Here is a 13634-nt window from a genome sequence, read left to right as displayed (position 1 = left end):
GCGGCATTGACTGAAGCCGTACGTAATTCCGTAGCCGCTCTTTTGGACGAATACGGAGGTGAAAGCCGATGAGAGTGCATATAGCCGAAGCTTGCGGCTTTTGCTACGGCGTCAGACGAGCCGTAGAATTGGCATCGACAGCTGAAAAAGGAACACATACCCTGGGGCCAATAATACATAATCCGCAATTAGTGAATTCTCTCAGCGCAAGAGGTGTTTCTCCGGTGGACAGTTTACAAGATGTGGCAGACGGTTCGAAAGTGCTCATCAGATCACACGGTGTCGGACCTCACGTCTATGAAGAAGCGGAAGCCAAGCATCTCGATGTAGTGGACGCAACATGCCCCCATGTAAAAAAGGCACAACAAGATGCCCGAAAAGTCATAAATGATAAAAAAGCATTGATAATAGTAGGTGAAAAGGACCATCCTGAAGTAATTAGCATTTCACAATGGGGGTGCAATCGTGCTATTATTATAGATAAGGTTGAAGAAGCGAAAGAAATTCCCTATTGTGAGCATATGGGAGTTGTAGTGCAGACAACGTTTTCTCAGTCGCGGTTTAAACAGATAGAGTCTGTCTTGGCCGAGAAGACGGATGACTTGGATGTGTACATGACTATCTGCACGGCTACGCGGCAGCGGCAGGAGGCGGCTGTCGAATTGGCGAAAAAAGTGGATGCCATGATCGTTATCGGCGGCAAAAACAGTGCCAATACGGGCCGGTTAGCACAGGTGTGTGCCGAACAAGGGTGTCCTACATATCATGTCGAAACGGCATCCGAATTGAATGTGGCTGATTTTCGAGGTATGAGCGACATTGGCGTTACTGCCGGTGCTTCAACACCGGATTGGATAATACAGGAGGTTGTTAAGATGATGGAAGATTTGCAAGCTGAAGGCACAGAGGTAATGAGTGAAGAGTTATTGGATCAGTACGACTACGAAGAAAATCCTAAGAAGGGCGACGTGGTAACCGGTACGGTTATTTCTGTGAATGATGATGCGGCCTATGTTTCCATCGGTACGAAAGCCGAAGCCGTTTTGCCTAAGAAGGAAATGGCTGTTCCGGCTCCCGAAAAGGCGAGCGATTTCGTTCAAGTCGGGCAAGAACTGACTGTAGAAATTGCTAACAACATCAAAGAAGAAGGATCGATTGTCGTATCTCTCGTACGCATGAAGAAAGTCGAAGATTGGAAAGAAGTACGTGCCGCATTCGAAGCGGATGAACTTGTCGAATGCGTAGGTAAAGAAACGAACAAAGCCGGTCTTGTCGTAGCTATCAAATCGTTGCGCGGCTTTATTCCCCTTTCGCAAGGTGATGTTCGTTTTGTTAAGTCCCTGGACTACCTCGTAGGCGAAACCTTTACGGTTAAGGTTATCGATATGGATGAACACAAAAATCGTCTCGTCCTTTCCCGTAAGGCCGTTCTTGAAGTAGAGAGAGAAAAGAAACGCGCTGAAGTATTGAAAACCATTGAAGAAGGTTCGGTTGTAGAAGGTACGGTTGTTAAAATTATGCCCTACGGTGCATTTATCGACTTGGGCGGTGTAGAAGGGTTACTCCACATTTCCGATATTTCGTGGAAACGTATTAATGCCGTAGAAGATGTGTTGGAAGTAGGCGAAAAAGTGGAAGTTCTCGTTCAGAAATTCGACGAAGAACGCAACCGTATTTCTCTTTCTATGAAAGCTTTGCAGAAGAACCCCTGGATTGCGGCTGTTGAAAAATTCGAAGTGGGCGATGTGGTTAAAGGGGAAGTTAAGAAGTTGTTACCCTTCGGTGCTATTCTTGCCATTGACCCGGAATTGCAAGGCCTTCTCCATGTTTCGGAACTGACGGATAAACGCGGAGCCGTTGTTAAAGATTTGATTGCAGTCGGCGATGTGCTGGATGTAAAGATTATCGGTATCGATACGGATAAGAAGAAAATTTCCTTGAGCGTTGTTGCCATCGAAGCAGATGAAACGGCTCGTGAAATTAACGACTATCTGGAAAACCATCAGGAAACTGAAAACGGCACTATCGGAGATGCTGTAGAAGAAAACTAATAACGAAGCTGGAGGGTAATCGGCTGTACGATTACCCTCTTTTTCGTATCTGGGGGATTGTATGGAAAAGCAAGAGACAAAGGCCGTCATTGCCGCTATTGAAGAAGGCAGTAAGGCACAGCGTCAGGGGTTGCACGTAGGCGATACAATTGTTTCCGTTAACGGACAAAAGGTGGAGGATCTGATTGATCTCAACTTTGCTCTTGCCGATGAAGAAGTGCGTCTTGTCGTAAAAGAAGGCGACACGCTGAAAGAGTGTTATTTCCAAAAGAGATTTGGTGAAGACATCGGCATTACGATGGAGTCGGCCGTATTCGACCATATTCGTCAGTGCCATAATAATTGTATATTTTGTTTTATTGCGCAAATGCCCAAAGGAATGAGACCGTCCTTATACGTGAAAGATGACGACTATCGCATGTCCTTTTTGACGGGCAGTTTTATCACCTTGTCCAATATGACGGAAGACGACTTGCGACGCATTGTACAATTCCATTTATCGCCTTTACACGTATCCGTTCATACGACGAACGGAGAGTTGCGCAAAAAGATGATGCGCCAAGAAAAGACGGGCGATATTCTTGAAAGACTGCGTCGTTTGACGGATAATGATATAGACTTGTATTGCCAAATCGTCCTCGTTCCGGGGTATAATGACGGCGACGAGTTCACGAAGACTTTGACGGATCTGTCCGGATTGGGATCGAATATTCTCGGCGTAGCCGTCGTGCCGTTGGGAACTACGAAGTTTCGTATGGACTGTGAAGAATTACAACCTGTTACGCCTGAAATTGCCGCCGATATTATTAAGCGATCTCGCCCGTTTATAGATCAGGGACGCAAAGACGGTCGCGGCAGTTTTGTATATTTGGCTGACGAATTCTTTTTGAAAGCCTCGGTTCCCGTGCCGGATAATGAATATTATGACGGATACGGGCAGATAGAAGACGGCGTAGGCATGCTCCGCTTTTTTGAACAGGAGTGGCACGGTTGGAAGGGTGAAGTTCGAAAGTCATATGATAAGCCTTTGAAGTTGGCTCTTTTTACGGGGACCTTGGCATATGATTTCTTAAAAGAGCTGATTGCTGAAGTATCGGTAGAGAATCTGACCATTCATGTGATTGCCGTAGAAAATCATTATTTCGGCACGCAAATTAATGTGGCCGGCTTACTGACGGCTCAAGATATGGAACGGGCTTTTAAGGAATTGGACGGAACGTATGACGGTCTGATTGTGCCCGGAACGGCATTGCGTAAGGGCGAAGATATTTTCTTGGACGACATCACGTTAAAAGAATTTTCGGCATCTGTCGGCGTGCCTGTCGAGGTCAGTGAGTTTGCTCCTCAGTTAAAGGAGTTACTCTATCATTGGCCTGCACAATATGATGAATAGAGGATAAGCATATGTATAAACCTTTGGTAGCCGTCGTCGGACGGCCTAACGTAGGAAAATCGACGCTTTTTAACGCCATTGTCAAAAAACGTATTTCTATTGTAGAAGACTTACCCGGAGTAACTCGCGATCGTATTTATTTCGATGCAGAATGGCTCGGTAGGGAATTTACACTCATTGATACGGGCGGCATCGAATTTGTCGACTCGGACAACAATATTTTCACGTCCATGCGTTATCAGGCCGAACTGGCTATTCATGAGGCGGATGTAATCTTATATGTTGTTGACGGTAAGACCGGTATCCAGCCGCAGGACCAGGAAATTGCGGCTATGTTGAGAGCGTCGGGAAAACCGGTCATTCTTGTTGTCAATAAAATTGACAGTGTAGAACAGGAAGTTAATATTTACGAATTTTACGGACTCGGCTTGGGTGACCCTATCGGTGTTTCGGCTGTTAACCTTATGAATCTCGGTGATTTGCTGGATGAGGTGCTCAGTCATATTAAAGAGGTCCCCGTGCAGGAAGACGATGAAAGTGTCGTCCATATTGCCCTCGTAGGTCGTCCCAATGTAGGTAAATCGTCATTGACCAACGCTCTTCTCGGAAAAGAACGAGTCATTGTCAGCGATATGGCCGGAACGACTCGAGATTCAATTGATACACATTGGAAACATGACGGTACGGAATTCGTTTTAATCGATACGGCAGGGATGCGGCGTAAGGGAAAAATCGACTTACCTGTAGAACGATACAGTGTTGTTCGCGCCTTGCGGGCTATTGACCGTTCCGACGTGGCCGTTCTCGTCTTGGACGGTGTAGAAGGCGTAACGGAACAGGATAAGAAGATTGCCGGCTATATTCATGAGTCAGGTAAGGGCTGTATTATTATTGTCAATAAGTGGGACCTGGTAACCAAGGATAGTAAGACATCCTTGCGCTATACGGAAGATATACGCCGCGAGTTGGCCTTTTTGCAATATGCTCCCGTTCTCTATGCCTCGGCTCTTACGCACCAACGTGTGGATCGACTGGCCGATTTGGTTAAATACGTTTCGGAACAGCAGCACATGCGTGTATCGACGAGTATCTTAAACGAGCTCATGGCCGATGCCCAACTTACCAACCCACCGCCTACCAAGGGTGGCCGACCGTTGAAAATTTATTATTTAACTCAAGCCTCCGTAGCGCCGCCGACCTTTGTTCTGTTTGTCAACGATCCGGCTTTGCTCCACTTTTCGTACAAACGGTATATAGAAAACCGACTGCGCGAAACCTTCGGCTTTGAAGGTACGCCTGTGAGGATTATTACGCGCGGCAAAAAAGGAGAGGATGAATAGTGTATCCTTTTTTACTGCTTTTAGTTGCCTATGTCATCGGTTCCGTTCCCAGCGGACTCATTGTAGGGCGGGTATTTTTCAATACGGATTTACGAGACTACGGCAGTAAGAATATAGGAGCTACCAATGCGTATCGTGTCTTGGGAGCTCCCGCCGGGTTATGTGTACTCATAGCCGATGTAGGTAAGGGGGTTCTGGGCGTATATCTCGGTCAAACGACCGGAAATATTTATGATCCCGCACTTACCGTATACTGTATGATTATGGGCGGATTATTGGCTCTTATCGGACATTCGGCATCTGTATTTTTACACTTTAAGGGCGGTAAAGGCGTGGCTACGGGCCTGGGTATTATTTTGTATCTGGCTCCTGTTGAGACGGCCATTGTTTTTTTCGTCTGGTGCGTTATCGTCGGCTTGACTCGACTGGTGTCTCTCGGTTCGGTAGCGGCGGCCTTGCTTGTACCCTTGACGATGTGGTATTTCAAGGAACCTTGGCCCGTTTTTATTTTCGGGACCGTAGCGGCACTTATTGTCATTGTAAGGCATAAGGATAATCTCATTCGGTTGTTACAAGGCAAGGAATTGAAGGTTGAACGGATTGAGAAAAAGTAAGTTTACGGAAGGTCGAGCAATCGGTTAAATTCGGTTGATATACGAAAAAAATCGTGTATAATTGATTATGTACAAGCAGGTGGTCATGGTGAGGATTATCTCCGGCAGTGCACGGGGACGTATTCTGAAATCGCCGCAGGGTATGGCGACGCGACCGACATTGGATCGGACGCGGGAGAGTCTTTTCAATATTTTGGCAACTTCATCTTTCTATGAAAAGCGCGTGTTGGATATTTTTGCCGGCACCGGTGCCTTGGGGTTGGAAGCCATGAGTCGAGGTGCGTCGGAAGGCGTTTTTATCGACGTTCGCACGGCTTCTCTCATTAAGAAAAATGCCGAATTATGTAAAGTCTCCGAGCGTTGCAAGGTATTGCCTTTGAATCATAAAAATGCCTTACAACATCTGGAAGGGCAAACGTTCGATTATATCTTTGCAGATCCGCCGTATGATAAAGACTTTGTCAATGAGACGATTTTAACGGTTATGAATTACGGGCTCTTGTCCGACACGGGCCTGCTTATTATGGAGCACTCCGCTCGTGAAGATATTATGCCGAGCGAGTCATACACGGTTGTACGGGAGAAGAAATACGGGAAGGAAACGCGTATCTCTTTTATCGTCAAACGTAGAAATGGGGAATAATTTTGCGTATCGGTATCTGTCCGGGCAGTTTCGACCCTGTGACAAACGGCCATGTTGATGTTTTTGAACGCAGTGCCAAGTTAGTAGATAAGCTTATTATCGCGATTTTTGCAAATCCCGGTAAACACCCGCTTTTTTCTATGGAAGAACGGGAAGAGTTGTTACGGCAAGCCGTAGGGTATATTCCCAATGTTGAAGTCGTCAGTTTCCAAGGCCTCTTGAACGAATATGCCGTTGAACGAGGGGCTACCGTTATTATTCGCGGTTTACGGGCCGTTACGGATTTTGAATACGAGTTTCAGCGTGCTCTGTTAATGAAGCAGTTGGAACCGACTTTGGAAACCGTATTTATTATGTCGAATACGAACTATTCGTATCTCAGCTCTTCGGGCATACGGGAGCTCGCCTGTTTCGGCGGCAAACTGGACGGTCTCGTCCCGGATTTCACGGCTAAGCGCCTGAAAGAAAAGTTCAAGGATAAATATCAGATATAGGGGTGTGGAATCAGATGAACTCGGAAAAATTATTGGAAGATTTGGAAAGTATTGTAGTGAATGCATCCAAGATGCCTTTTACAAATAAAAAGGTCGTCGATGAAGAAGAGTTATTGTCTATTGTGGACGAATTGAAAGGGGCTATGCCTGATGAAGTAGAACAGGCACGTAAGGTCTTGGCTGAACGGGATAAAATCATTGCCGATGCACAGCGTCATGCAGACAGTATGGTAGCACAGGCTAAGGATTATATTGCCAAATTGACTGAAGAAAGCGAAATCGTGCGTCAGTCACAAGAACATGCCAACCAAATTATTCAAAATGCCAATCATTCTTCCGAAGATTTGCGAAACAGTTCTGTAACCTATGCCGGACAAGTTTTGCAGTACGTTGAATCCACGTTGGAAAAAACGTTGGCAAGCGTTCGTCAAAATCGCGAAGGCCTGGTTCAGTCCAATCGTCAAGAATCGAATAAATAAGAACTCGTTAATTATAGGGGATGTAGCAAAGCGGCGATCCGTTTTGTCACATCCCCTTACTGACTATAGGGCAGGAGAAAAGATGAAAGAAATTACGTCGCGTGACAATCGTCTGGTAAAGCTGGCTGTACGGTTGCAGCAAAAAAAATACAGATATGAAGAACGGCGCCTTATTGCCGAAGGATTTCGCATTGTAGAAGATGCGGTACATACGGGTATTACGGACGGTATCTGTTTGGTAGCGGCCGAGGCCGCTGAGCGGCCGGAGCTTCAGAATCTTCAAGCCGAGTCGGAGAAAGTCGGCTGGGAGTGGTATTTGTTGCCCGACCGGATATATGAGAAGGTGAAAGAAACGCATTCGTCTCAGGGAATTACGGCGATTTTACCTTTCTTTGAATATACTTTCGAAAACTTGCCGGAAGTGGCAAATGAACGACCTATTCTATATTTAGAAGCCATACAGGACCCGGGAAATTTGGGAACCATCTTGCGAACGGCTGCTGCTGCCAATGTAGGAGCTGTTTTTTTAAGTCCCGATTGCGTGGACTTATATAACGGGAAGACGGTCCGTTCCGCTATGGGTGCCATTTTTAAGGTTCCTGTCGTACAGAATGTTTCACTTGAACGGATAAGTTCTTTTTGCGACGAGAAAAAACGTATTTTGACGGGAACCTTGCTCGGTGCGAATAAGCTGTATACTCAGGTTGATTGGCGACAACCGACTGTCATCGCCTTCGGAAATGAGGGAAACGGTCTGTCTCAAGCGTGCGCGGAGTCTTGCCGGCAGGCGTTGACCATACCCATGAAGAGTCATACGGAATCGTTGAATTTAGCTACGTCCGTTGCCGTAGTCCTTTATAAAGCTTGGGAAGAGGCCGGGTTTGCGGACAAAACATAGGTCACGGAAAGAGGATGCGTATGGACAGTGTTTTAGCTCAGGTTATTGCAAGTACACGCGAGCGTTTACAAGCTGAAGGGTTTGAGGTTACTGCGGGAAACGCTATCAATTACGGGTGGAAGTTGACTGTAAGCTCGGGAAATGAATGCATACACATAGCCATATATAACGGGAAAAAGGGTATTTCTTTTGTCGTTCAAGGGAAGGCCGGCGATTTGAAGAAAAGAGTGGAGATACTGTGCTCTGAAAACCGTATTACGCCCGATAAAAAAAATTTGAAGAAAGAAAAGCCGGTTATTATGAAAGGACAGGATTTATGTCCCGACGGGACGCCTTGTTGGATCGGTGCTGATGAATCGGGCAAAGGCGACGTCTTCGGACCTTTAGTGACAGCAGCCTGCTTAGTAACCAGGGCGGAAGCGGCAACACTTCGTTCATGGGGTGTCACCGACAGCAAAGCGTTGACGGATAAACGTATACTCGAATTGGCGGGTCCTTTAAAAGACTTATTAGGCGACAGGGCGTGTGTAACCGTATTGATGCCTGAATCGTATAATTATGAATACAACAAGATGGAAGAAAGAGGAAAAAATCTTAATCATCTTTTAGGAATTTTACACGGAAAGAACATTAAATGCCTATTGTTAAAGCACAAATGTCCGTGTATAATAGTCGATAAGTTCGGTAAGGATGAATATGTGTTAACGGCTCTGGGCTCTGTAGCCGCGGGAAAGACAATCATACAAGTGACCAAAGGTGAACGGGATACGGCTGTAGCCGCCGCATCCGTTTTAGCACGAGCCGCCTTCATAGAAAGTATGAATGAATTGGAAGACCGTTTTCATATGTCCTTCCCTAAGGGAGCTTTTGCCGGTATAGAAACGGCACTTACAGCTTTTTGCGGGACTTATGGGAATAAAGAATTATACAAAGTAGGTAAATTAAATTTTAAGACTTTTGATTCTTTGCGGTGATAAGGGTGAACAGATTAATTATTAATGCCGATGATTTCGGTATTCATGAAGCTGTGAATGAAGGTATATATAGTGCTTACGGTCAAGGGGTTCTGACCAGTACAAGCCTTTTGGCACAGGGCCCCGCTTTTGATGATGCCGTGCGTATGTCAAAGGAATGTAACCGCTTGGGTATAGGCATTCATTTATGTCTGGTAGGGAGTCTACCTACCGTATTATCACCTCGAGAAGTGCCGTCTCTGGTTGAGTCGGACGGGTTGTTGCCGGATAATTATATGACCTTTATTAAGCGGGTTTATACGGGGAAAATCGATTTTTCTCAAGTATATGCGGAATTATCGGCTCAAATAGAGAAAATTTTAGACTCAGGTATACGCGTTACGCATATAGACAGCCACCAGCATTTACATGTCTTACCGCCTGTGTGGAAAATAACGGTGGCATTAATGAAGAAATACGGAATTCATCGAGTTCGCATACCGCGGGAAGCTTCGACCTTTAAGATGTTGACGGCATCTCCCGCTCGGGTTTTCGGTCGGGACGGTTTGACCGTATTAGCCGGGCGAGCTGCACGTGAAGCCGAGCGGCTCGGCTTTTCTCTTACCGATTACTTTTGGGGAATGGTTGACGGCGGCAATATGACGGAGGTCAATTTGCAATATATATTGCGACGATTGCCCTTCGGGATACATGAGATTATGATGCACCCCGGCAAGAGCGATGATTTACTGGGGCATACCTTTGCATGGGGCTATCATTGGCAGGAAGAACTACAGGCTTTGGTTAGTGTAAGGACACGGGAAATTATTGCGTCTAAGAAGATAGAACTCATTAATTACGGCGATTTGCTATAGACGCCATTGGGGGGATTCAGTGTGAAAATTTTGGTAACCGGCGGAGCCGGATTTATCGGTTCACATATTGTCGATATGTTGGTAGACCGTGGTGATGAAGTCGTGGTCATAGACAATCTCAGTACGGGTGTTAAGGAGAATGTGAATGATAAGGCGCGATTGTTGTGCTTTGATATACGGGACAGAAATCGCCTTTTGCAGGTATGCGAAGAGGAAAAGTTCGATGCCGTCTTTCATGAAGCGGCACAAACTCAGGTTCCTTATTCACAGGAACATCCTTATGAAGACAGTGATGAAAATGTAATGGGTCTTTTATCCGTCTTGGAGGGTGCTCGTAAGACGGGAGTGAAAAAAGTAGTTTTCTCATCATCTGCAGCCGTATACGGAGACAATGACAATCTTCCCTTAAAAGAAGATGAACCGTTGGCTCCTACCTCTTTTTACGGATTGTCCAAGGTCATATCGGAACGATATTTGGAAATGTACTATAAAGTATTCGGGTTGCCTTATGTTGTTTTGCGTTATGCCAACGTTTACGGTGAACGTCAGGGAGTTCACGGTGAAGGCGGTGTCGTCTTCGTCTTTGCACATGCATTGACGCATGGTGAAGATTTAACTATTTACGGTGACGGGGAACAGACGCGGGATTTTGTTTATGTCAAAGACGTGGCGGCTGCCAATGTAGCGGCCTTGCAAGACGAGGTAAAGCCCGGCATTTATAATATCAGCACGACCATTGAAACGACGGTAAACGCCTTGAAAGAGATACTCTTCCACTTAAGCGGTATACGCAAGGACGTACATTACGAGGATGAGCGGACCGGAGATATCGTTCGCTCCGCCTTGGATAATCATAAGGCCAAGGAAATTTTAAAATGGCGTCCGAAGGAAAAGATTATATCCGGATTGGCATCAACGTATGAATATTTCGTACAGGAGGCTGAACGTGAATAAGAAAGATAAGGACTTTAAATTTTATCTTGTTAGGGAAGATATTCTTCCGGAAGCCATAAAAAAGACGATAAGGGTCAAAGAAATTCTTAAACGCGGAGAGGTACGAACTATTCATGATGCCGTACGCATGATGGATTTAAGCCGTAGTGCATATTATAAGTATAAAGATTTCGTTTTACCTTTTTATGATGTTACTCAGGGTAAACTCGTTACCTTGTCCATTATTTTGTCCGACCGTCCCGGGAAGTTGTCCCAAGTATTGAATACCGTAGCCGACAGTAACGGCAGTATTTTGACCATTAATCAGGGCATTCCTTTGCAAGGGTCGGCAGATGTCAGTATTTCCATTGAAACGAAAGAAATGGAAATTACGGTGGAAACTCTTGTGGAACGGTTGGGCGCTTTATCGGGTGTACAAAGTGTACGCATAATCGGGCAAGTATAAGGAGGATGTTATATTGAAAAACGTATCGATTGCATTACTCGGTTGCGGAACTGTCGGCAAGGGTGTCGTCGATTTACTGCAAATGAACGGCCATCTTATTGCGGAGCAGACGGATACGCAGATTCATATAAAGCATGTTCTCGTAAGAGATATAGAAAAATATAAGAATGTCGGGTTGGATGAAAACCTTCATTTGACGGATAATTTTAAAGATATTATCGAAGACGACGAGGTGGAAATTGTCGTCGAAGTTATGGGCAGTGCCGATTTTGCCAAGGCTTGTATCGAAGAGTGCTTTAGGCACGGTAAGAGTGTTGTCAGTGCTAATAAGGATGTCATCGCCGATTGCGGTATCGGTTTACTGAAACTGGCTCAGGAGAACGGGGCGGATTTTCAGTTTGAAGCCAGTGTAGCCGGCGGGATTCCTATTATTCGGCCCATGTACTCTTCGTTAAATGCCAACCAGATTGAAGAAATTATCGGCATTATGAACGGTACGACAAATTATATTCTGACCAATATGACCGACCGGGGACTGACTTATGAAGAGGCCTTAAAAGAAGCGCAGGAAAAAGGTTATGCCGAGGCGGATCCGACCAGCGACGTAGGCGGTTTTGATGCGGCCAGAAAAATCGCCATCTTGGCTAAACTGGGTTTTCATGCATACGTCAACGTTAAGGATGTATCCATTGAAGGCATTGAAGGCGTTACGAAAGAAGACATTGCCCATGCTACCGCTATGGGGTATGCCATTAAGCTTCTCGCCGTAGCGGAGAAGAATACGGACGGGATATCCTTGGCAGTTCATCCCGCTTTTGTTCCTAAAGACCATCCTTTGGCCAATGTAGGCGGAGCCTATAATGCCGTATATGTGCGCGGTAATTGTGTAGGTGATGTCATGCTTTACGGACAGGGAGCCGGATCTCTGCCTACGGCCAGTGCCGTTGTCAGCGATATTATGAATGTTATTCAACATATTAATACGGAAATGACGGGGAAACGCCCTTATTTGTGGCATGAAACGGCGGTGAAAGATGCAGCTGAAAACAAGGCACCTTATTATATTCGCTTAATTGCCGCTAACGCTCCGGGTGTATTGGCCAACATGTCCGGTGTTTTTGCAAAGCACGGAATCAGTATTCGATCACTTATTCAAAAGGATGAAACTAAGGAAGCGGCTGAAATCGTAATCTTAGTAGACAGTACACCTTGTAAAACCGTGCGATTGGCTTTGAACGAAATAGAGCAACTGACCTGTATTCATCGCATTTGCAACGCCATTCGAGTCATTGAGGTGTAATATGAGCCAAGACATTACAGTAAAAGTTCCGGCTACGTCGGCTAATATCGGATCCGGTTTTGACGCCTTGGGGCTGGCTCTTTCCTTGTATAACGAAGTCTCCTTTCGTAAAACGGACGAAGGAGGATTGAGCCTTGTCGTAGAAGGACTGGGACAAGGGAAAATTACGACTGATTTTGAAAGAAACCTTGTGGGTCAAGCTATGTTACGGGCAGCGCTTGTCAACGATAAGACCTTGCCGGAAAACGGAGTGATTACGCTCTTTAATCGCATTCCCTTAGCACGCGGCTTAGGGAGCAGCTCCGCAGCTGTAGTGGGCGGACTTCTCTTAGGCAATGAATTGACCGGGCGAGGTATGGATGAGAATCAAATACTTCATGAAGCCACTCTTATGGAAGGGCATCCCGACAATGCGGCTCCGGCTCTTTTAGGAGGACTGTGCGTGTCCGTTACGGATGAAAAAAAGAAGGTATCGGTTCAGACGTTTGCCTTGGATGAGGGTTTGTCGTTTATTACCGTAAGTCCCGATAAGGAAGTAAGAACAGCCGATGCTCGCGCCGTCCTGCCACAGACTATTGATTATCATGCCGCTGTCTTTAATGTAGCCCATGTCGCTTTTTTGGTCGGGGCTTTTATCGGGAAGCGTTATGATTTGTTGCGTACGGGTCTTCAGGATAAACTGCACATGCCTTATCGATTGCCCTTAATTCCCGGCGGAGCGGAAGCCCTGGCAGCTGCTGAAAAAGCCGGGGCTGTGGGGGCTACGGTCAGCGGCTCGGGATCGACTCTTATTGCCTTTGCCGTAAAAGGGGAAGAACAGATAGCTCAAGCTATGAAAGACGTTTTTAAAAGCGTCGGATTGGCATCTGTACACCACATATTGAAAGTTTGTAACGACGGGGCTCAAATTGTCCGTGAGGATAAAAGATGATTCATGATATAAAACCTTGCATATATGATAATTCGTACATACCCGTGGCGCCTGAAGGGCATAACTATGTTCTTTTATGTAAAGGGCAAGAAGCGGTTTGCAAGATTGGACACGACGGTACTCTCTTCTTGCCGCGTGTAAAGGATTTCGCGTCGTGTCAGTACAGGTATTTATTTTCTATTGACGAAGATGCATTTTTTATGCCGACGGGCGGGGATATAAAGCTGCCTGTCGGTTTTTCCTTTGAGTCTTTACGGACCATGC

General features: G+C 45.9%; 15 protein-coding genes. All 15 read left to right on the top strand.

Features of this window, described 5'->3' with window-relative positions; all coding sequences use genetic code 11:
• Positions 1 to 68 precede the first annotated feature (68 nt).
• Positions 69 to 2051: a bifunctional 4-hydroxy-3-methylbut-2-enyl diphosphate reductase/30S ribosomal protein S1 gene (locus PGX78_RS02745; RefSeq protein WP_270445294.1), complete on the top strand. Its 1983-nt coding sequence runs from the start codon at positions 69 to 71 to the stop codon at positions 2049 to 2051.
• Positions 2052 to 2100: 49 nt separating this feature from the next.
• On the top strand, positions 2101 to 3444 hold the full coding sequence (locus PGX78_RS02740) for a DUF512 domain-containing protein (RefSeq protein WP_270445296.1): 1344 nt from the start codon (positions 2101 to 2103) through the stop codon (positions 3442 to 3444).
• Between the two features lie 11 nt (positions 3445 to 3455).
• Positions 3456 to 4784 (top strand): ribosome biogenesis GTPase Der, encoded by a 1329-nt coding sequence (gene der / locus PGX78_RS02735; RefSeq protein WP_006942903.1) that lies wholly within the window; start codon positions 3456 to 3458, stop codon positions 4782 to 4784.
• Positions 4784 to 5398, top strand: coding sequence for a glycerol-3-phosphate 1-O-acyltransferase PlsY (plsY, locus tag PGX78_RS02730; protein ID WP_442864787.1), 615 nt, complete (start codon positions 4784 to 4786; stop codon positions 5396 to 5398). Before der ends, plsY begins: the two co-directional genes overlap by 1 nt.
• Before the next feature lie 85 nt (positions 5399 to 5483).
• Positions 5484 to 6041: a 16S rRNA (guanine(966)-N(2))-methyltransferase RsmD gene (gene rsmD / locus PGX78_RS02725; protein ID WP_270445293.1), complete on the top strand. Its 558-nt coding sequence runs from the start codon at positions 5484 to 5486 to the stop codon at positions 6039 to 6041.
• Between the two features lie 2 nt (positions 6042 to 6043).
• Entirely contained in the window at positions 6044 to 6535 is a 492-nt protein-coding gene (coaD, locus tag PGX78_RS02720) for a pantetheine-phosphate adenylyltransferase (protein WP_270445292.1), read from the top strand.
• Between the two features lie 14 nt (positions 6536 to 6549).
• Entirely contained in the window at positions 6550 to 7014 is a 465-nt protein-coding gene (locus PGX78_RS02715) for an ATPase (RefSeq protein ID WP_270445291.1), read from the top strand.
• Between the two features lie 82 nt (positions 7015 to 7096).
• Positions 7097 to 7912 carry a TrmH family RNA methyltransferase gene (locus tag PGX78_RS02710; protein WP_270445290.1) on the top strand — a complete coding sequence of 272 codons (816 nt, stop codon included), beginning with the start codon at positions 7097 to 7099 and terminating at the stop codon, positions 7910 to 7912.
• Between the two features lie 20 nt (positions 7913 to 7932).
• The gene (locus tag PGX78_RS02705; RefSeq protein WP_270445289.1) at positions 7933 to 8886 is read left to right on the top strand and encodes a ribonuclease HIII; all 954 of its coding nucleotides are present in this window, start codon (positions 7933 to 7935) and stop codon (positions 8884 to 8886) included.
• 5 nt (positions 8887 to 8891) lie between these two features.
• On the top strand, positions 8892 to 9740 hold the full coding sequence (locus tag PGX78_RS02700; protein ID WP_270445288.1) for a ChbG/HpnK family deacetylase: 849 nt from the start codon (positions 8892 to 8894) through the stop codon (positions 9738 to 9740).
• A 21-nt stretch (positions 9741 to 9761) separates the two neighbouring features.
• Positions 9762 to 10694 carry an NAD-dependent epimerase/dehydratase family protein gene (locus PGX78_RS02695; protein WP_270445287.1) on the top strand — a complete coding sequence of 311 codons (933 nt, stop codon included), beginning with the start codon at positions 9762 to 9764 and terminating at the stop codon, positions 10692 to 10694.
• Positions 10687 to 11139 (top strand): ACT domain-containing protein, encoded by a 453-nt coding sequence (locus tag PGX78_RS02690; RefSeq protein ID WP_006942890.1) that lies wholly within the window; start codon positions 10687 to 10689, stop codon positions 11137 to 11139. The genes PGX78_RS02695 and PGX78_RS02690 overlap by 8 nt, the downstream gene beginning before the upstream one ends.
• A 13-nt stretch (positions 11140 to 11152) precedes the next feature.
• On the top strand, positions 11153 to 12439 hold the full coding sequence (locus tag PGX78_RS02685) for a homoserine dehydrogenase (protein WP_270445286.1): 1287 nt from the start codon (positions 11153 to 11155) through the stop codon (positions 12437 to 12439).
• A gap of 1 nt (position 12440) precedes the next feature.
• Positions 12441 to 13370: a homoserine kinase gene (thrB, locus tag PGX78_RS02680; RefSeq protein ID WP_270445285.1), complete on the top strand. Its 930-nt coding sequence runs from the start codon at positions 12441 to 12443 to the stop codon at positions 13368 to 13370.
• Positions 13367 to 13634, top strand: a 268-nt coding sequence (locus tag PGX78_RS02675) for a hypothetical protein (protein ID WP_270445284.1), incomplete at its 3' end; no start/stop codon positions are given. The genes thrB and PGX78_RS02675, both read left to right, overlap by 4 nt.

The organism is Megasphaera sp. AF13-6AC (assembly GCF_027685385.1).
Classification (GTDB): Bacteria; Bacillota; Negativicutes; order Veillonellales; family Megasphaeraceae; genus Megasphaera; species Megasphaera micronuciformis.
Note: the sequence above shows the minus strand (reverse complement) of the source record. Positions and strands in the feature narration are given on the sequence as shown.

What these genes read in the sequence shown, in the direction of transcription:
- PGX78_RS02710 (WP_270445290.1), top strand. Translation starts at nt 7,097, where the DNA reads ATGAAAGAAATTACGTCGCGTGACAATCGTCTGGTAAAGCTGGCTGTA.
- thrB (WP_270445285.1), top strand. Translation starts at nt 12,441, where the DNA reads ATGAGCCAAGACATTACAGTAAAAGTTCCGGCTACGTCGGCTAATATC.
- rsmD (WP_270445293.1), top strand. Translation starts at nt 5,484, where the DNA reads ATGGTGAGGATTATCTCCGGCAGTGCACGGGGACGTATTCTGAAATCG.
- PGX78_RS02715 (WP_270445291.1), top strand. Translation starts at nt 6,550, where the DNA reads ATGAACTCGGAAAAATTATTGGAAGATTTGGAAAGTATTGTAGTGAAT.
- PGX78_RS02705 (WP_270445289.1), top strand. Translation starts at nt 7,933, where the DNA reads ATGGACAGTGTTTTAGCTCAGGTTATTGCAAGTACACGCGAGCGTTTA.
- der (WP_006942903.1), top strand. Translation starts at nt 3,456, where the DNA reads ATGTATAAACCTTTGGTAGCCGTCGTCGGACGGCCTAACGTAGGAAAA.
- PGX78_RS02745 (WP_270445294.1), top strand. Translation starts at nt 69, where the DNA reads ATGAGAGTGCATATAGCCGAAGCTTGCGGCTTTTGCTACGGCGTCAGA.